Below are 21,712 nucleotides of genomic sequence, written 5' to 3' on the forward strand. Positions count from 1 at the left end.
GAAATCACTGTGTGGTTTTATTGTGACATTAATGTTTATCCGTGATCATTGAATAACTCTTTTTCGAATTCTTATACTCAATAAAAATCAAAGAGCAAACTAGGAAACTAGCCGCAGGTTGCTCAAAACACTGTTTTGAGGTTGTAGATAAGACTGACAAAGTCAGAAATACATATCTACGGCAAGGCGACATTGACGCGGTTTGAAAAGATTTTCGAAGAGTATTAATCCTTTTTCCCTTTTTTGACAAACACGGCAGAGAGAACTAGTCCAAGACCACCTAATAAGGCTAAAGTAGCTGATTCTTTTCCACCTGTTGCTGGAAGTTGATCTTTAACTTTAGCAAGCGATGTTTGTGGTTGTTCTTGTTTTTGTGCTTGATCTGTTTTCACTGATGCACTTGCAAATTCATCGGACTTTTCAACAGTAGTTTCAACATCACTATTGCCACTGCTCATCTTATCTCCATCGACTTTATCAACAGAATCTTTCAAGTTTTCCTCTTTTGGAGTGGCTTGATGACTTGCTGTTCCTTCATATTCTGATACTTCATGGACAGCTGCTTCAGTACCATTTACGCCACCCTTGAAGTCTGGGACTTCTACTACTGGTGCTGGAAGCTTGTCTGCTTTTTCAATAGCTTCAGTATACTCGGGAACTTCATGGGTAGCTGCCTCAACTGCATTAACACCACCTTTAAATTCTAGTGCTTCTACTACTGGAGTTACGCCATCACCTGCTGTGCCAATAGCTTGAGTGTATTCTGGAACTTCATGAACAGCTGCTTCAACACCATTTACGCCACCAGTATATTCTGGGACTTTTACTATTGAAGCTGGTTCATCGCCCTTACTTGTATTTGGAGCTGGTTTGGCTGGTTCTTCTGGAAGTTCTTGGTGGAATGTCGTCATTTCGTAGAACTCTGGTTTACCTCCTTCCCAAACAAGTTTCACATCCAATAATGGAGATTTATCTCGGACAGCAAATGTTTGGAAGCTTGAGATAATCTCACCTATTTCTGACCAAGAATCTCTTCTATCTGATTTAAGAGTTCGAGCCAATACTCGAGCCTTCACTCCTTGCGGAAGACTTGAAACAAGTCGGATATGGTTCACATCTGTCGGTTCTGACAAGTGGTAGACCAGCTCACCTTGTTCTTTCTCAGCCTTATAGCTAGTCAATACCTTACCATCTACAAGGTTGGTGTAGAGATTACCTTGGCTTTCACCACTGTTTCCTTGAACAGTTGGGTCATTAATTGGTTTCACGAATTCGCCATCATTGATAACCAACTCAGTGAAGCCTACAAAACGAGCATCATAGTTAGCTGTAAATAGAACACGGAGATAATTGGCTTTAACTGGACTTGCAAGTTCACCCTCGATGTAGCGGTTTCCTGGCATCTTAGAATCATGTGTCCAACCATCTGTCAAGGAATCATCACGTGTCTCATTAGTAACACCGTCACCAACTGTCACAAGATCTGTCCAAGTCTTGCCATCTTGACTGACTTGAATCTTACCATCACGCAGATAATTTTGAGTTCCATCTTGAATATAAGCTCTAATTTTCTTAATGTCACGTTCGCTACCAAGTTTCAAGGTGATATGACCGTCTTTACGAGCATAGTCTGAGAATTCTACAAAGTTATTATAAACTCCATCGAACAATTGATCCAAGTTCTTAATCTTACGGACATCATTTCTACCGTATGTTGGATGGATGCCCATTGATGTCGAATCAAGTGTAGTTGGTTGAACTTCTTTTGTATGAACAAGTAGAGAGGTTGCTGTCACTGCTTGTTCTTGGTCAGTCTTGTTGACCAAACGAACATAACGTACTAAGGACTTATCTGTCACTTGATCAGCCGGATACCATTCTTGGGCATTTGGAGAATATTCCAAATTAAGGGATGGATTTTCTGTACCAACCGCTTGAATGAGTTCAGCTTGGTGAAGACGATCAAGTTTCATACCCAAATAACTCTTAGCTGGAAGTTTTGTTCCGCTCGGAATCTGCATATTATAACGACCTAGGCTGTCATAAACTGGAGTTGACTTCAAGTTTTCAACGTTTGTATCAGTCAATTTGCTATTGCCTGTACGTGTTTCAACTGAGAAGTCAGCGATACGCCACCATAGGTTGGTATTCTTAGTGTTGCGAATACGGACATAGCGAGCTGAAATTGGAGTTTCGATTTCTTTGGTTTGTTCACCAGTCAAGCGATCCAATTCTTGCCATGAGTTACCATCTGCAGAATATTCAAGAACACCTTCTGCTAATTTATCTCCTGAACCTTGATGGAGACGAACCTTAGTCACAGGTTTGACTTCGCCTAAGTCTAGTTGTACCCAACTATTTACTGGAGTTGTATCAGTTCGATCAGCATTCGCAAGCATGGCTTCAGTATTGTCACGACCGTCTGTAATCTGACCAACTGTCGTATTGTACTTGTACATAAGATTTGGACTAATCGTCACAGTAGCTGCCTGTTTAGCACGAGTAACTTCCACAGGGCGGTTAACAGCAATTTCTCTTACAGCAAACCAAGTATTATCACGATCTGAAGTCGCAATCATTCGAACAGCCTTGGCACGAATATTGAGTTTTTCATATTTAATAAGAGATTCATTTCCAGTGTAGCTTGGTTCTGAAAGTGTTACCCACTCATCATTTTCATTAAGATACTCAACCTTAGCATTGTTAAAGGTATCACGAGGATTTGCTTGAGTTCCCATTGCAAAGGTCAAGTTTTGGAGTGGAACAGCTTTGTTAAATTTCAAGCCAATGTAATCACCAGTCTTAATACTGTTTGGCGATTTGATTAATGCATGAGTTCCCAAATCTCCATCAGTCACCTCTGCAAGTCCGCCTTCTACACCTGTACGGTTCGTGATAAAGGTACTAATCACTTGGTCAGGATGCAAGGCTTTTTGAACTTCTGTTGCCAAGATTTCACGCAGTCCAAGCAAGAATGGACGGATATGTTGAACACCTAACTCAGCTTTTTCGTCATGGTCTACATAATGGAAAGTATGAGTTTGAGACTGTTCATATAGTTTCAATCCTTTATAGTAGCTATCCCAAAGTTTTGCAGAGTCATTTGTAGCAATAGCTTCTGTACCATCAAGGAGAGCACTCAAGGCATCCATTTGGTCAATGGTATTGTCCAACCAATAATGGATTTGAGCACGCATCTTTTCATCACCAGATGCTTTATAAAGTTGAGCTGCAGCTTTTAGTTTCGCAAATTCCGCACGCAATCCCTCACGCTCTGCGCTGACATCTTGACCTGCTTTCAACTTAGACATAAAGGTCGCCAATTTCGGAGCAAGTTCAACAGACTCTTCCAATTTCACAACACGACCATCCATGTTTTGGTTGATCATATGTTTACCAAGCTCACGGAAGGCAATAGATGCTTCACTATCTGTAAACTTACCATTTTCAACAAAGTTAAAGGCGATATCGTTGACTTTCTTGGCTTCTTCTTCTGACTTCCATTGTTTCCATGCATATTGAGCTGCAGAGAAGAGGGCAATCTTCGATGGCTCCGATTGTTGCATTGGATTCAACATGATACCTGAAAGAAGACTAGGATCAACATTTGGATGAAGGAATTTCTCACCACCACCTAAGATTAAGTGTTGTTTAGAGTTATCTGTAACAGGCCAATTGACCCATAGAGAAACTGGACGATAGGTCTTACCACCTGCAGTCAGGTTGTTCTTAAGGTTAGAGAGGAAGCTTTCGGATACTTCACCCCAGATCTTACCACCAGTAAGGGTCATAGAGGTTGAAGTTGGAAGATTTTCATTGAGTGCTTTCAACTCATCTTCACGGCCATTACCCCAATATTGACCTGGGACAAAGATCATTTCCTTACGAAGGCCACCATAAGTTGCTTGTTTTTCAGTCAACCAGTCTGTCATGTCCTTCATCAAGCGGTTGTAGCTATTGTAGCCACCAACTGGACTTGGGGCATCATCGGCCAAAATACCGAACTCACGAACACCGACATCCATCAATTGAGTGAATTTAGCTTTAATAGTTTCAAGGTCTTTTTGGTAGTCAGCATCGTTGCCAAAACGGATACGGTTATTCATGAATGGATGGATGGTCCACACATAACGAGTCTTGTTTTGGTTTCCGACACGCGCCAATTCACGAATTTCAGCTAGTTTTTCTTCTGGATAAAGTTCACGCCATTTCTTGTTATGATATGGATCGTCTTTTGGTGCAAAGAAGTATTGGGTCAACTTCAAGTCACCACCATAACGCATCAATTCTGCACGGTCAGCATTACTCCAAGGATTTCCATAGTAACCTTCGATAAAGCCACGGTTCTTAATTTCAGCATAGTCTTCAACTGTTACGTTACGCAAGACTGGAGCTTGACTTTCATTAAGCATGTGTTTGAGAGTTGTCAAACCGTAGAAGACAGCATCTGTATCTTTACCGACGATAGAGATTGTATTGTTCTTGATTGACAAGGCATAGGCATCAATCTTATCAAAGAGTCCTTGAGAAATTCCAGACACTTCTTTTTCAGCCTGTGAATGTTGACCATGAACACCAAGGTAGATGTTGGTAGCACCTGCCACTGCTGATTGACTGCTTGTGTATGAGATTTGATGATCTTGTAAAACACTCTTCAAGCGGTTACGAGTATAGATATCCAAATTATCTCCCATGACAAGATTGACTTGTTTATAGAGTTTTGTAACACCTTCATCGTAAGTTACTTTTTGTGGCGTTGGGAAGACCTTGTACTCTTTCTTAAGGTAATCTTGACTTTTCGCTGCTGCAGCAACTGTTTCATCACTTGTTGGCTTGCTAGCTACAAAGTTATCAGCAAGTTCAGTTGTACCATCACCCATTTCTTCAACTTTAGGTGTTTTTGGAGTAGCTGGCTCTTCTGCATTGGTAGTAGAAACTGGTTTCAGAAGTTGAATTTCTGCAGCACTACCAAATCCTGCAACACCTGCTAGAACTTTTAATTCTACCTTATCCGTTTCAATTGCATCAAAGTTCACTGTTTTCTCTTTGGCATTATTTTCCCAAGTTCCTGAAGCAACTTTAACCCTCTGACCATCTTTTTGAGCATAAATTTCATAAGAGGTCACGACACCATTACCACCACCTGGACGTGGAAGATAAGTCAAACCATTGACTTTTTCTGCTTCTTTCAAGATCATGGAAAGAGTGTACGGAGCAGTATCACCAGTCCATTTAGTATGCCAGAAGGTATTTGGATCATTGTCAAAGGCTTTTGCAACAACTCCTTCAGTCGCTGTTCCTGGTGTTTCCTGACTAGTTGCAGAAACTGTAAAATGATCATTTGGAATCAAACGTGGATTGACAAATGGTTCATTTGACAACTCAGCACTATGCAAGATTCCTTTGAAACCACCGATCGTTTCAAGTGGTAGAACCAAGCTATTATGAGCAAGACGAGGATTAGCTGGATTTGCAATACGTTCAACCTTTTCACCATCTACATAAACTTCTGTCGATTGTGGCTTCGTTACAACAGAAATTTGATAACGTTTGTTCTTTTCAAGTTTCTTGTTGAATTGAATATGGAATTGTTCAAAAGTATAGGCAAGGTAGCCATCTTTATCTGCAAGATAAAGTTGATTATTGCCACTTGTTGAGAAGGTTTGTTGGCCATCACCAGTTACAGTAACATCCAATTTCAAGACATGACTTGGTCCTGCGTCACCAACTAGACCTTCGATCGTACTGTCTTTATCGAAATTCAATCCTTTTTCACTTGTCTTCACTTTCTTAGCAAGGTAATCTTTGACAGTATCAGGATTGATCTTAAACAAATCTTCTTCAGTTACGGTCTTCTCTGGATTAGATTGTGGTGCATAGACACTTGCTGGTTGAATACGGTCTGCATAGGTCTTAGCTGCACGATCTGAACCCCAAGTGCGTTCTGCAGTGGACTGCATACTCTTGAAGAAGCGTTTAAAGATATCGTAAGAAGTAAGTCCAGTTTCATGGAGGTCAATGTTATCATTCCAAACCGCATGACCACCACCAAGGATATTTGGATTAGAGGCTTCTAGACGTGGGCCACCACCTGTTGAGAAGTCATTTGGTGTCCAACGATTGTATTGAATTTCATAATTGGCATAATCACCATAAGCAGTTTGGCTATTGCTACCACTTGGGACACTATATGTTGGGATATCTGTAATATTAATAATCTTAGCTCCCTGAGCAATAGCTTCTTTTGGTTGCTGCCAGCCAATACTCCAGATATCAACTTCTACATCTTTCCAATCAACCGCTGTTTTACCTCGTTTCGCACTGAGCGATCCCCAAATACGAGGTGTATATCCTTTTCCTTTAATGTATTTAATAAGGTCATTGACATAACGACGATAGCTTTCTCTACTACCATAATATTCGTCCGTACCAATATGAACGGTAGATACGCCATGAAGCGGTGCATCTGGTCCATCTAGGAGTTTGTCATAAACTGATTTGACAAAAGCCAGCGTTTCATCGTATTTATTATCTAGATCGAGCATGGCTACGCGCTCTACGTTATGTTTACCTCTGTAATCGCTCAGACTACCTTGATACATGAGGTCAGGACGAACTTTGACAAATGACAGAGCATGACCTGGTGTGTCAATTTCAGGTACTAGATTGATATGCAAGGCCTTAGCAAGTTTAATCAGATTTTGCATCTCTTCTTTAGTATAGTGCTCATCTGATGTTAATTTTTGACCATTCTTACCGACAATATCTGTCTCCACACGGAAGCCTGTCTTGGCATGCTCTAGAACATACTTCAGTTCTTCTTCTGGACTTAAGTTCTTACCTGCCAAGTGCTCTTTTAAGAAGATATAGTTATCATTTAGGTGCAACTGCAAGTCATTCATCTTGTAGTAGGCCATGTTTAGCATGATGTCTACAATCGTATCATAAGGGATAAACTTACGACCTGTATCTAGCATAAAACCACGGTGGCTGAAGCTTGGGAAGTCACGGATTTCACCATTTTGCAAATTATTTTCGCCCATTTGTAGAAGGGTACGAGTTGCGTAAAAGGCACCTGTGTTTGTTGCAGCTTCGATGGTAATGACACCATCTTTAATGCTGATACCATAGCCTTCTTTACCATAGCCCTTATCTTCAACCTTTTTAAACTCAATGCGGTTTTGTTCTGTCTGATTACCTGTTGCAATTTCTAAGCCACGGCTTTCAAGGTCAGTCTGATAGAATTTAGCTTCTTGACCAAATCCAGAATCGCCAACTGAAATAACAGTAGATGATGTAATAGAAGTTTTTCCTTCAGTTCCATACCATTGTTGGACTGCTGGAGCAACTGCCGGCTTAGTTCCAACACCTTCGTCTGCATGCAAGCCTTTAATAAGAACTTCAAATTCTTTTGTGAAGGTATGATTTCCATTGACTTGTTGAACCATCACTTTGACATGTTGTTCTGTCAAAGGTGTATAGATTTTATTATTAAGGTCGACAACTCCTTGCTTGTTACTTCCAATCAAACTAACTTGACCAGGCAATTTAGGCAATACAAGTGATTTTCCATCTTTAGCAACTGCTAGTTCTGTCACTTGACGAATATCTATTGGTTTGCTTGTATCCGGAATGTTTGAATAGGCACGAATTTCTTGAATACCAACATTTTTCCAGTTCATGGTACCAGCTTGGTAATCTGTAATTTCAAGTTTGAGGTACTTGGCTTGAATAGCTTCTTTCAAGTCAACTTTTTCATCAAGAAGTGGAGTTCCTGTTCTTTGATAGGCTAATTTCCATTCTTTAACTCCCGAACCATTCACATTTTCTTGACCTGCATAATAGAGATTCCAAGATTTGATGTTTGGATCATTTCGTTCACCACGAGCACGGCGATCCCAATCAATCTCCACATGCTTAATCACTGTTGTCTTTTCAAGTGTAAATTCGATGGTTGGTTTTTCAACATTTTGATCAGTAGCCCAGTGAGTTTCTGGTTTGCCATCGATTGCTTTGTCTACAGTATTTTGTGTCTGAGCTTCTTGGTTTGAAGCTGTAACAGTCGCATTTTCTAAATGATTGACATCAGGAGTTGCAACCAAATCTTTTGCCACTGGAGTTTCTGACGGTTTTACAGCTGGAGCCACCTCTTCTTTAGGTGTAACTGCTGGTTTCGGAGTTACTTCTTCCTTAGGAGCAGGAGTTTCAGTTGGTTTTGTAACTGTTTCTCCAGTATTTTCAGGCTGACTTTCTGTCTCACTTGGTTGAATTTCAGTATCCCCCGTCGTAGTAGCAGTTTCTGCTTTTGCAATAGCTGCTACTATATCTGCTGGCAGTTTATCCAGAGACTGAGCCTGTGTTATTGTTCCTTCTGTCTCACCAGGTCCTTCTGTTTCAGCTGCTTGAACCATTCCAGCACCAAAGATACTAGCACCAATCATAACAGAAGCTGCACCAATCGTAAATTTACGAATACTATAATGACACCGTTTCTCAAAAAAATGTTTTCCCATTTTTTCTTATTTCCTTTCATACGCTCACAATCGTAAACGTTCTCATTTCCCTTTAGAAAAAGAGAGAACCTAGAGGTCCTCTCTGGGTATTCTTTTTTCTCCACTAGAACAAGCAGAGAGTTTGAGCTCCCTTTTAATGAAAACTCCTGTATATTCTAATCTTCTTTTCTCTTTGCAAGAAATAGAGCAGACAATGCTAGACTGAGGCTGGCAAGGAAGAAAAGATGATCTGACTTGCTAGTTCCAGTGTCTGGAAGTTTAGCCTTCATTTCTTCTTTTGCTTCTTCTATCTTCATTCTTGGTTTAGACCTATCAACTGATTGTGCTACTGAACTCTGCTGCTTCTGATTGAATTGATCTGTTGATGGAATTTGTGACTTACCTCCAACTTCCTCATTGGATGGAGTCTGTGTCTTACCTCCTACTTCCCCAGTAGATGGAGTCTGTGCATTTTCTCTAGGCTCATCAGCTAATGGGCTCTGTTGTTTAGAAACTGGTTTATAAACTACTGCATAATGTCCTAGTTGACTAGTTGTGAATTCAATTGTTCCCTGACCATTTGTAAAGTTTACTGACTCACCTGATGCAGTATAGTACACCCCAGCCACTTCACCAGAAACTGGTACTCTAACAAGGACTGCAGCTTTCGGCTGAACCTTATGATTATCCTTATCTACCAACTGAAGAGCATAATCATCAAATTCCATACCTTGTAGGCTTTGGTCTGTTACTTTTTGAACTTGAAGATGCATGTCTGGTGTAAAATCTCTTGCTAGTCCTGCAACTACAACTCCTGTGGATTTATCTGATAAGACACGAACCTCTTCAGTTGGCTTGTCTACCGTAGGTGCTGCTTGGTCACCTGCTGTTCCCATTGCATCTGTATATTCTGGAACTTCATAGACAGCTGATTCTACTGCATTTACACTTCCAGTGAATTCCAAAACTTCAATGGCTGGTGCTACTTGGTCACCCTTGCTTGATGTTGGAGTTTCAGGTTTCGGTTCTGGAGTTGGAGTAGGTGTTTCATCTTTCAATTGGTCGAGATAATCTGCAAAGTATTTAATCATTCTATTTGTTAAGAGATGGTTATCTGTTGCAAATCTCATGCTGGAAACAACACTTGCTACTTCCTCTTGATTTTCTTTGCTGGTCAATTTTTGAGCTTTAGCTAAGGCCGCTTCATATGCCGATGTATCAAGAGTTGCTTCAGTCACTTGTGGACGAGTGAAGACCAATTCTGCAGCTGATTGATATTGATTACCACCATCTCCGTAAGTGCGTGTTCCTGTTAGAACAATCTTCTTAGCTTTGATCGTCTTGCCAAAGTTGATATCTTTAGGTTTGTTATTGTCAGCCCAATTTGTTGCATTGAAGGTATGTTCCTTACCTGTTTCATCAGTTACTACAAGAGTCACATCTCTCAAATTACCATTTGAACCAGAACCACGTGGAACATAATGGAGACCAGTAATTTCAGTCGGTTCTTTCAAGATCATTGTAGCTGGTTTACCAACATCTCCTCCGCCCCATGATGTATGCCATAAACTAGATAAGTTTCCATCAAAGGCATTTGCAAGACCTTCACCAGCCTGAGCAGGAGCGCTTAGGCTTGCAAAGTCATCTGTCACAAGAGCTGTTTTCTTCATCACTAAAGCATCTTTAAGAGCATTGACCTTAGCGATTTCTGCTTTAGCTTCTTCTACACTAATATCATCGTCTGCTTGACTAAGGTTAAAGACAGCCTCTTTCAAAGCATCCATTGTTTCTTTAGTATAGTTCTCCATCGAAACAGTCGGAAGGTAGTTCTTAACAGCATTTTCTGCCATCATCTTACCTGTCAAAACAATTTCTTCAATTTGAAGTCTGTCCATAATGAAGTCATTGTAGCCACGGAAGTTCGCATTACCGCCAGAGTCTCCACGTGTGTTGCTTGCATTGCCTGTAGAGTAGATACCTACCCATGTATCGCCAGTTTCTGCACCTGTCACGAGGAAGGTTGCACGTTTCGCTTTCTTAGAATCTGTCCAAGTATTTGCCAATTCATGCATTTCCAAATTACTTGCTTGTCCAGATTGGAATTCTCCCTTACCGACTACAAAGGCATAAGTGTTGTCAGAACCAGCTTCATAGTCAAATGTAATACGATAAGTCTTACCTGCTTCAAAGCGGAAATTTTGTGGAATTGTTTGGTAAACCAAGTTACGACGACTTACTAGACCGTTTGTCTTGAGTGACCAATTTCCTTCGATAACGTCATCAACTTTCTTGCCATTCCAATCACGTTGTGTATATGGACCATGTTTTTCAGACAAGTGAGTACGATTGTCTTCAACACCTTCGATTCCACCAATAACAAATGGGAAGATACCTTGTCCGACATTTTCAAAATCTTGTTTGAAGGCACCTGTTGCAGTGTCGTGACCATCACCATACATTTTTGATTCATTTTCAAAGATACGAATTTCATCAAAGTAAGTTGCTTCATTTCCTGCTTCACGACTCAAAGTAAGAGTGACATTTGATACATCTGAACCTGTTGTAAAGAAGGCATACATGTTTTGGAAGTAACTTGTATCGTCAACTGTAGCATTGTCACGACGAGTATTATGGGCATATGCCTTAACATAGTTAAGAGCTAGTGACTTATTGGTATAGCTAGTCACTTCTTTTTCACCAGTATTCACTGTGATACTTGCCTTAGCATTACTACGGTTATCAACACCGACATAAACAGCATACTTAGTATTTGGTTTCAAACCAGTCAGTTTCTGAGTAAGGCTGACTGTGCTCTTGTTGCCTTGGATACGAAGCATTTCATTTGCGCCTTGTGATTTGACAATTTCTGCCTTAGAAGCATCACCAGAAATAGTCCAGTGTTTCAAAGTTCCACTGTTAAATCCTTGGTCATAGATATGCATACCCTCACTCCATGACATTTCAGGATTGGTTTGTTTTGAACGATAGAGAACATATGGCTGATTTGCAGTTAGATCAAGAGTAATCTTACCATCTTTCACGGCAACTTCTTTTTCCTCAGTCTTACCTTGGTCAGTTAGTTTATAAAGGTAAACCTTGCCATTTGCCCAGTCGCTAGGAAGGGTCCAAGTTGTTGCACCTGCTTCAGTATTGAAGTAGTACATTTTTTCCTTGTCACTAGCAAGTTTCTTACCATTTGCATCCCAGTTCCATGGAGTCAAGTAAGCTGAACCATCTTGGATAACACGTCCATTAAGTGTTACTGTACGTTCACGATATTGTGAGCTATTGATATCATTTGACTTACGAGTCACAACTACCTTATTGTTGTCAGCATCTACCAACTCGACTTTCATTTCTGGAGTCCATTTATAGGTACTACCATTATCAGTCATGGTTACTGGTTTGCCATCTTCCCATTTGCTGACTGTGAAGTGTTGGAAGTACTTAGTCATAACGTCATGAGCAAACAAGTTTGTTACATAACCGTTATAATCACTACGTCCTTGCCATCCTTCGAAGTCCTTCATGCTATAACCGCCTAGAAGTGGGTAGTCAGCTGCACCACCATAACTTCTGTAGTCCCCAACCCAAGAATCTTTTTGGTGGTTACGGATAAAGCGCGTGATAGCACTGTTGATACCTTTATTAGTATAGCCACCGTAGGTCAAGTCAGCCGCCCAGTGTTGGAAAGTAGAGTCGTATTCACCACCATGACCCCACTCAATCGCAAAGCGCCAACCTTGTTTGTTGATTTCTTTAGCGAGAACGTGGGTAGCCCAGGCACCATTATCTCCTGATTGACCATTTCCCCAAACGTCCACATAGATAAAGTCGAGACCTTCACCAAGTTTGTTCTTCAACTCTTCCCAGCGAGCTAAGCGTCCATGCGCCAAGTCATAAGCAGCATCAATATTAACTCCTTGATCTAACCAGTTCCATCCATAGCTATAACTACCATCTGGATTCTTACGAAGAATATCTTCATTAAAATATTTAGACTCAGGATAGGTTTCTGAAGCGTTGACGTGGATACCGAGGTGGGCACCATATTTCTTCGCTTTCTCAATCAAAGCCTTAAAGTCTTCAACACCACCAATACGTTTACCGATGTCTGCATAGTTCAAGTGTCCAGAGTCATGTCCTTCACTTCCGTATCCCTTAAGAAGTACACCTTGACCAAGACCATCTGTATGAAGGTTAATCTTCTTGATACCATCCAAGGTCATGAGGAATGGGTTTTGCGCTTGTGAACCAAAGTTCATAGCGATACGGTAAGCTGTAATGTCTTTAACTTTTTCCCAACCTTGAGGGTTGTTCATGATGCTACGATAAGCAATGGCTCCATCCTGCCAGTCTACTTTATTATCAGCATTGGCATCTTCTGTGATAACAACCTTGGCACTTGGAAGTTCCTTCGTATATTCTGGGAAGACAATGCCCTTATAAGCTTTTTCCCATTGCCATTCGGAACTTTGGATTCCTACATAGTTTGTATTTCCAACAGTTTGTTTGAATGCTGTCAAACGAGTCCAGTCATTCGAACCACCACCGTAGCTGTTTTGAGAATTGCTCCAGACACCTGCAGCAAGCTTATCTGTAGAAACAAAACCATACATGTAACCCTTAGCCAAATCTTTCATTGGATTGGTTACAGCAATATGATCATCTCCACTGATATGCGTGTTATTTGACATGGTTGCCCCATCAAACTTAGCTCCAGCTTGGTCGCTTGAAACCGAAACAAGTGAATTTCCTAAGAAATTAATAGATGAGAGTAGCTTTCTTTCATCATCAATCTTTTGTCCTGGTGTAACTTGGTTATGGTTTACAATCTTAGTCACATCAAAGTGAAGTTGGTTATCCACTACTTGCAAACGAACAGTCATATCTGCATTGATTAGATTAGGCTCATCACGGAGTTTCATCTCATATTCAGCAGTCGTTGCATTGACCTTTTTATAGGTAACTTCAGGAGTCACAGCGTGCTTGTTGATCACAACTTTATTAATTGGTTGCACTTGTCCTGGGAGCTTGTTTCCATTTAGAACATATTCTTTAACACGTGGGAAGGCTTGGTCGATAACTGCTTTCAATACTGTAGATTGAATAGTGTCGTATTTTACATTGCTATCATCTACTGTATCGCCCTTTTCTTTTTTAGTGGATTCTTGATCTGTTTTAACTCCCTCTTGGTTGTCAGTTTTGACATTGACAATTGTTCTTTCACTACTATTGTAGGTTCCAGCTTTAAGAACAATTTTCTTTTCATCTTTTAGTTTGTCATTTACTGCAGATGGCAAGGTGACTGTGTCAAATAGTTTCACATCATTGTTAGTTGCATTCAGTTGTCCATCTGATTTGAGACTAATCGTCAAGTGGTTAGTTGAACCATTAACAGGAGCTGCAACACGATTACCTTGGTACCAAAGTCCACTTCCATTTGACTTATATTCCCAGAACCATCCACCGTGGTCATATCCTACAAAAACGTTGTTATCTGTGTCTTTAAATTTCATGAAGACACCAAAGCGAGACTTACCTGTTTCGGATTCTTCTTTAAAGGTCAAATCAACGGTAGCATTCCCATTAGCATCTACTGTCAAACCATCTTTTTCAAACAAGGCTGGTTTTTTACCATTGTCATTTTGAGCAGTTGAAGCTAGTTGGTTGTAACGAACTCCTTTTTCTTCACGGACAGTTACTGTTCCCTGTTGTTCTTTCTTTTCAACTGTTTTCCATTCTGGAGTGACTTCTTTTGATTCAGTCGGTTTATTCTCAGATGGTTTGGAATCAGTTGGCTTGTTCTCAGCTGGTTTATTTTCTGCTGGTTTGGAATCAATTGGCTTGTTCTCAGCTGGTTTTTCCTCTTTTGGTTTTTCTTCCTTGTTTTCCACTTGTTTATCGAGAGCATCTAGACCAGCTGGTTTCCTTGTTTCAATACCCTTGATATAGTTTTGGATCCACTCTAGCTGAGCAGGTGAGAAGAGAATACCTCCACTACGTTTACCAGAGACACCGTTTTGGTGGATACCAATCAATTTCCCATTTTCATCGAAGATTCCGCCACCACTAGCACCTGGTTCACTTCCTTGATAGCTAATTCCACGAACACCTTCTCCGTGATTGTTAATGTCCTCAACGGTAGTATTCAAAATTGGATCAAGCTCTCCTTTTGGATATCCAAATACATGAACCTTGTCTCCTACCTTAGTTGTAGCAGGCTTGTCAGTCACTTCAACGGGAGCATTTGCAAGAGGTGTACGAAGCTTAACAATTGCCAAGTCATTTTTATAGCCTTTGAGGAAGCCTTCACGGTCCCAGTGTTTTACATCATTCTTACTAAATTTGACATCTGGTGCTCCTTTGTAAGAAACTGTATAGACATCTCCATCACTCTCAACATTATCAGCTACCTTACGATTATTACCATCTGGAACATCTTTGATAAAGTTATGAGAAACAGATAAAACTAGATTTTCCCCAATAACGATACCACTGCCAATCCCCGCAGCGCTTTTAATTTCAACAGTCGCACCATAGTTTAATTCTCCATTTTTTGTTTTAGCGACATCTTCTGGAACTAAACTTTTATCTTCTTTTTCTAAGTCTTCTTTTGATGCAGCATGACCATTTTCTTCAGCCTTATCAAGTTTTCCACGTAGTTCATCAGGAAGAGTATCTGAAGTTGATGAGCTTATTGCAGTTTCTTTTTCTTTTGCCAGTAATTCTTCTTCAGTCTTTGGTCCTTCAGTTACTTCAGGAGAACCTTGGTCTTCACCAGCTTTTGGTGCTTCAAAATCATGCCCTCCGTCCTCTTTAGCATTTGCAAGAGCTGCAGCCAAATCAGCCGGGATATTTGCTGTTGAACCTGTTTGTGCAGAATCTGCTAGAACAGTACTAGTTCCAAAGAAAGCTGCACCAATCATGACAGAAGCAACCCCTAATGAAAATTTTCGAATACTATATTTACAACGTTTTTCAAACAATCCTTTATCCATTAAGTCCTAGATCCTTTCACTATATACGTAAGCGTTTACATCTGCTATTTAAAAAAATACTCCTTTCTGTCTAAAAAGTGCAACACTTACATCATTAAATAAAAAATAATTACACTTTTAATATAACAAATGATAGCCGATAAAGCAATAGAAAAGATAGGAAATGACTAATTTTTTCTTTCAATCCTAATAAAATTAAAGTATAACATCTCCAAAATACTCTAGAAAAATAAAATACATATCATCAAATTTTTTCAATATCTGATAATATGCATTTTTCTGATTTTAAAGACTTTTTATCCAACCTCATGCGTTTCAAAAACGAAGAAGTTGAGCCTCAATTTGAATTTTTCTCTTTTCATACCTCCTTAACAAAAACCAATTCCTGTGGCTGGGACAGGTCTTCTCGGTAGTTAAATCCTGCAAAGCTTAAGCGACGAGCTTCTTCCACCTTCTGAACTTGATTTTCTATCAGGGCTGTCAAGAAGGCACCACGCGCTTTCTTGGAAATGGTTGAGTGAATTTTCAGCTGGCCACCCTTGTCCTCCATGAATTTGAAGGTTACCATCTTTTCTCTGATTTCCTTAGAAAACACAGTCTCAAACTCCGATGACAATAGAGAGAAAATCACTTCTTCCTGCTTCACAGCTTCATCATAGGCTGCCTTCCAATGGCTCTTCAAAGTCTTACCAGAGACTTTTAACTTCATCAAAAAGTCCAAACGGTGAGGTGCCATAGGTGACAAGACTGGAACGACTCCGTACAAAGCCGAGGTAATAAAGACATGATTTTCAAGATAGGCTTGTTCGGCCTCGGTCAATTTGTCTCTCTTGATATGACGGTACATAAGCCCATCAAAAAGTTTCAAGGCTGGATAGTATTGGGCAGTTTGCCTTGTTAAAGCTTGGATATTTTGAAATTCTTCCGCTGCCTTCTCAGATGAAACCTTGTAAAAACTCTCCAATTGACTAGCAGAATAGAGGGCCAAGGCATCCAGCACGGCCTGACTTTCTGGTCTTAAAGGATTTGCCTCGATACTCGGCAAGGCTGTGTTCATTTCTTTTGCTGTTGGGATTAAAATTTTCATATTAATAGTGTAGCATATTTTTTAGCCACTACCAAGAAATTCATCTGAAAAGAAACTGGGAAAAGTCTTAAAAATCAGAAAAACGCATCATATCAAGTGTTGAAAAACTTGATACTATGCGTCTATTATGGAAAGATTTACTTCATTTTTTCCTGAAATTGAGATTTTTCTCCAACCTCTTCTCTTACTGTACCTTAAAGGTCTTGAGATAATTGTCTTTTCCTACTTGACCTTCAAAGTTTTTACCATTTTCTAGGTAAGGAAGTTCATCAGATACAGAAGCCTTGACCTTGTATATCTTGCCATCAACTTTAAAGAAGTAGACGGTATCTCCCTTGATAACAGCTGATTTGAGGTCTGCTACCACACCCTTGATACTTTCTTTGGTTTCATTGTCAATTTCAAGGTCGTTTTTATTAGCATACTTGCTGAGCAGCTCTTCCACTGTCGTAGCTACGATAACATTTTGGTACTCGACTGCGTCTACCAAAGCATACTCTTTGACCAAACCAGCATTGTCCTTCAAACCCATGATGTAGAGAGGCTTGTCATTGAGGTTGATGAGGATTGGGAAGGTCGCCTTGTAGGATTTCTCCTGAACAGCACCTTCGGCTGATTCACGGGCTGATTCTTCGGTCGCAGAAGCCAAGCTATACTTAGTAATTTCCCCTGTCCGCATATTTTCAAGGATAAAACCAAGATTACTTTCATCTGCATTGGCCGACGTCACGCCTGTGTAGAGATAGATGTCATTGCCGATAGACAAGTAATTATAGCCCTTGGTAGTCTGGGTCACGTTTTTCTTGGAAATCATGGCATTCCAGAAACCGTCCTTGTACTTGCCGTTGTAGTTGATTTGCTCAATGGTTTCCTCAGCTGGATAGACTCTGTCCACCCATTCTGGAACATCTGCCAAGCTGTATTCCTTGGTTTCTCCATTTGTGGCATCCAAGATAATGACTGAAACAGGACGAGGAACCGCAAGTCCAAATTGCTTTTGGTAAACCGTTGCTACATAGAAAGGATTACCCTCATCGTCCACCTCGAAAGATGGAGTTTTGAAGATCTTGGTTGGGTACTTAAAGCGCAGGTGACGCTTGACATCACGGTTAAAATACTCCGAGTCTGAATATTTGATTGGTGTCTTCAAGTCCACCAAATTCGCATTTCCTGTTACCATGTCCACCTTGATATACTCGCCGATTCCCTTAGCTTGATTATTAAACCATTTGATAGGGTCTGCATATTCTAGTGGTGTAACTCGATAAGGTTTCCCATCAATTGTCAATTGGGTATAGGTATCTGCCGCTACGTACTGCGACACCTTATCCGTTAGGGAACCTAAGTAGCGGTCACCAATTTTTTCAGCGGTACTTCTATCTAAGATAGGAACCTTACTGGTGTCAGTCTTAGGAAATTCAGTAAAGTCTTTTTCCGTAACTGTGACTACATTAGCATAATTTTTAGCCTGAAAAATGCTGGAGGTCACCAAGGAAACTAAACCAGCCAAGAGAAGAATTCCTCCAATAGAAGCAAAAAGAACTTTCCCTAACCGATTGATTTTGAAACCCTCAAAATTTAAAGCAGCTTCCGCCTTGCCGTGGCGCACATGAACTGTTTTGACCAGATTGATTCCCTTGCCAAAGCCAAATAAAATAGCCACAAGCAACAAATGCCCACAGAGGAAAAAGAGAAACTCCCAGCTGGTCAGGTTAAGGGGTGGTAAGAAGATATACCAGGTCGTTGCGATAAAAATAAGTTCAAAGACTATTCGTTTCATTTGCTTTCCTCCTAAATGATTCGTCCTTCCAAGTGATCCAGTTCATGCTGGCAAATCTGAGCTGGGAAGCCTGTCAAGGTAATGGTCTGTTCCTGCCACTTGCTGTCACGATAAGCAATCCTTATGGTTTCATAACGCTTAGTAGGTCTCACACCTACCAAGGACAAACAGCCTTCTTCTGTCTCATAAGGTCCTTCAAAAGACAGGAGCACTGGGTTAAACATGACCACAGGAACCAAGCCAAGATTAAAAATAATCACGCGCTTCTGCACCCCAATCATATTGGCAGCCAGACCGACACAGGTCTCACGATTTGCTAAGAGTGTATCCTTCAAATCTCTGGCAAGATGAAGGTCTTCCTGACTTGCCGGCTGAGACACCTGACATAAAAACAAAATATCTTTCACAATTTTCTTTTCCACTTCCTCACACTCCTCTTACTTTTTACTATATTATAGCAATTATAGCACAAAAGTCGATAACTGCAAGCCCTTTCCCTCAAATGCAAAAAAAGCCATCCGAAGATGACTTTCTTTTTAAATCGCATTCTTGTCAAAACCAAGTTTGCGTTGAACAAACTTAACAATTTCGACGATGATAATCATTGAGAAACTTCCAGCCATAACGATTCCCCATTGTGACAAGTCTAGTTTGGTTACGTGGAAGATTCCTTCAAGCGGTTCTACGATGATTGTTGCCATAAGAAGAATGAAGGATACTAGGATAGACCAGTTAAAGGTCTTAGACTTGAACGGGCCAACTGTCAAGATGGATTGGTAGACAGATTTAACATTGTAGGCATGGAAGAGCTGAATCAAACCAAGGGTTGCAAAGGCCATAGTAAGGGCATCTGCATGAATGGCATGATTGTCACCCACATGAACTGGGTAAGCAATCGCAAGTCCATAAACACTCATAACAAGGGCTGCTTGGAGTACACCTTGATAGATGATAGAACTGAAAACACCACCTGAGAAGAAGCTTGCCTTGCGTCCACGTGGTTTATGGGTCATAACACCTGGCTCCGCAGGTTCAACACCTAGAGCGATAGCTGGGAAGGTATCCGTTACCAAGTTGATCCACAAGAGATGAACTGGCTGTAAGACATCCCAACCAAAGAGGGTTGATAGGAAGATTGTTAATACTTCAGCAGTATTGGCAGAAAGCAGATACTGAATAGTCTTTTGAATGTTTGAGAAGACCTTACGTCCTTCTTCAACTGCAACAATGATAGTCGCAAAGTTATCATCTGCAAGAATCATGTCAGATGCACCCTTAGAAACCTCTGTACCAGTGATTCCCATACCGATACCGATATCGGCTGTTTTCAGAGCTGGCGCATCATTGACACCGTCACCTGTCATGGCAACAACCTTACCTTGTTTTTGCCAGGCCTTGACGATACGAACCTTGTGCTCTGGAGACACACGCGCATAAACAGAGTATTGACCAACTACTTTTTCAAAGTCTTCATCTGACAATTCGTTGAGTTCAGCACCAGTTAAAACGTGGCCTTCTGTATCGTTTGCGTCAATGATGCCCAAACGTTTGGCAATCGCTTCTGCAGTGTCTTGGTGGTCACCCGTAATCATGATTGGACGGATTCCCGCTTCCTTAGCCACACGAACAGCCTCAGCAGCTTCAGGACGTTCAGGGTCAATCATCCCGATCAAACCAGTAAAGATTAAATCATTTTCAAGCTCTTCAGAAGTAAGGTTTTCTGGAATACTATCAATAATCTTATAAGCACCCGCAAGGACACGCAAGGCTTGGTGAGCCATTTCAGAGTTGTTGGTATGGATGAGGTTTGTAACCTTATCGTCAATCGGAGCAATATCCCCAGCCTTATCACGAAGAACACAACGTTTCAAGAGTTGGTCTGGCGCACCTTTAACGGCTACGAGGAAGCGTCCATCTGCAAGTGGATGAACTGTTGACATGAGCTTACGTTCAGAATCAAATGGTAACTCAGCCACACGAGGATATTTCTCTAAAAATCCTTTGACATCGTAGCCCTTGTCCAAGGCATACTGGATAAAGGCTGTTTCGGTTGGATCACCAATTAGATTGCCTTCCACATCAATCTTAGTATCGTTAGCTAAGACTACTGAACGTAGAAGCGGCATTTCGAGACCCAGTTCAATGTCATCAGCTGAGTCATGTAGGACCGCATCGTAGAAGACTTTTTCGACTGTCATCTTGTTCATGGTCAGCGTACCAGTCTTATCAGAAGCGATAATTTCCGTTGAACCAAGTGTTTCAACTGCTGGCAACTTACGAACGATAGAGTTTCGTTTAGCCAAAACTTGAGTACCAAGGGCAAGAACGATAGTTACGATAGCTGGGAGCCCTTCTGGAATGGCTGCAACGGCAAGCGCAACAGAGGTCATCAACTCACCAAGTGGATTTTTCCCTTGAATGAAGACACCCACTACAAAAGTAACAAGGGCAATAACCAAGATTGCATAGGTCAAGACCTTAGAAAGGTTGTTCAAGTTTTGTTTAAGTGGTGTATCTGTCTCATCCGCATCTTGAAGCATACCTGCGATGTGACCAACTTCAGTGTACATCCCTGTATTGACAACAACACCCATCCCACGACCATAAGTCACATTTGAGTTTTGGAAGGCCATATTGACACGGTCACCGATACCAGCATCTGCAGCAAGTTCAACTGTCAAGTCTTTTTCAACTGGAACAGACTCACCTGTAAGAGCTGCTTCTTCGATTTTAAGAGAGTTGGCTTCTAGCAAACGTAGGTCTGCAGGTACTACATCACCTGCTTCGAGAGCGACGATATCACCTGGTACCAATTCTTTAGAGTCAATCTCAGCCATATGCCCATCACGCAGAACGCGAGCAGCTGGACTAGACATAGATTTGAGGGCTTCGATCGCTTCTTCTGCTTTTCCTTCTTGGTAAACACCAAAGGCAGCGTTGATGATAACTACAGCTAGGATGATAATGGCATCTGCGATATCTTCTCCACCAGAAGTCACGACTGACAAGATTGCTGCCGCAACTAGGATGATAATCATCAAATCCTTAAATTGCTCGATGAATTTGACCAGGATTGATCGTTTCTCGCCTTCTTCGAGTTCATTGTGGCCAAATTCGGCAAGGCGTTTTTCCGCCTCACTTGATGACAAACCTTTCTCGGTCGCATCCACAGCCTTCAAGACCTCTTCAGGACTCTGATTGTAAAACGCTTGGCGTTTTTGTTCTTTTGACATGTGTCTCCTCCTTGACATTGTGTGCAAAACAGACTCTCTTTTTCCTCATCGTATCTTTTCACGACAAACAAAAAAGAGACCTGTTAATCATAACAAGTCTCGCTGTTTAAGATAGGGCC

6 protein-coding genes are annotated in these 21,712 nt (G+C 41.0%); all 6 read right to left on the reverse strand.

Features of this window, described 5'->3' with window-relative positions:
- Positions 1 to 224: 224 nt before the first annotated feature.
- The 6 genes from D8787_RS03540 to D8787_RS03565 all read right to left on the reverse strand — a co-directional run bounded on the left by D8787_RS03540 (position 225) and on the right by D8787_RS03565 (position 21,593).
- On the reverse strand, positions 225 to 8,513 hold the full coding sequence (locus tag D8787_RS03540; RefSeq protein WP_125420806.1) for an SIALI-17 repeat-containing surface protein: 8,289 nt from the start codon (positions 8,511 to 8,513) through the stop codon (positions 225 to 227).
- Positions 8,514 to 8,668: 155 nt separating this feature from the next.
- Positions 8,669 to 15,493, reverse strand: coding sequence for a SpGH101 family endo-alpha-N-acetylgalactosaminidase (locus tag D8787_RS03545; RefSeq protein ID WP_125420808.1), 6,825 nt, complete (start codon positions 15,491 to 15,493; stop codon positions 8,669 to 8,671).
- A 358-nt stretch (positions 15,494 to 15,851) separates the two neighbouring features.
- The gene (yaaA, locus tag D8787_RS03550) at positions 15,852 to 16,580 is read right to left on the reverse strand and encodes a peroxide stress protein YaaA (RefSeq protein ID WP_125420810.1); all 729 of its coding nucleotides are present in this window, start codon (positions 16,578 to 16,580) and stop codon (positions 15,852 to 15,854) included.
- A gap of 184 nt (positions 16,581 to 16,764) precedes the next feature.
- Positions 16,765 to 18,360 carry a hypothetical protein gene (locus tag D8787_RS03555; RefSeq protein ID WP_125420812.1) on the reverse strand — a complete coding sequence of 532 codons (1,596 nt, stop codon included), beginning with the start codon at positions 18,358 to 18,360 and terminating at the stop codon, positions 16,765 to 16,767.
- An 11-nt stretch (positions 18,361 to 18,371) separates the two neighbouring features.
- The gene (locus D8787_RS03560; RefSeq protein WP_125420814.1) at positions 18,372 to 18,782 is read right to left on the reverse strand and encodes a peptide deformylase; all 411 of its coding nucleotides are present in this window, start codon (positions 18,780 to 18,782) and stop codon (positions 18,372 to 18,374) included.
- Positions 18,783 to 18,896: 114 nt separating this feature from the next.
- Positions 18,897 to 21,593 carry a cation-translocating P-type ATPase gene (locus D8787_RS03565; RefSeq protein WP_125420816.1) on the reverse strand — a complete coding sequence of 899 codons (2,697 nt, stop codon included), beginning with the start codon at positions 21,591 to 21,593 and terminating at the stop codon, positions 18,897 to 18,899.
- Positions 21,594 to 21,712: the final 119 nt, after the last annotated feature.

It is taken from the genome of Streptococcus mitis, from assembly GCF_003944325.1.
Classification (GTDB): domain Bacteria; phylum Bacillota; class Bacilli; order Lactobacillales; family Streptococcaceae; genus Streptococcus; species Streptococcus mitis_CW.

Coding starts and splice junctions, on each gene's coding strand:
- D8787_RS03565 (WP_125420816.1), bottom strand. CDS start 21,593: ATGTCAAAAGAACAAAAACGCCAAGCGTTTTACAATCAGAGTCCTGAA.
- D8787_RS03545 (WP_125420808.1), bottom strand. CDS start 15,493: ATGGATAAAGGATTGTTTGAAAAACGTTGTAAATATAGTATTCGAAAA.
- yaaA (WP_125420810.1), bottom strand. CDS start 16,580: ATGAAAATTTTAATCCCAACAGCAAAAGAAATGAACACAGCCTTGCCG.
- D8787_RS03555 (WP_125420812.1), bottom strand. CDS start 18,360: ATGAAACGAATAGTCTTTGAACTTATTTTTATCGCAACGACCTGGTAT.
- D8787_RS03540 (WP_125420806.1), bottom strand. CDS start 8,513: ATGGGAAAACATTTTTTTGAGAAACGGTGTCATTATAGTATTCGTAAA.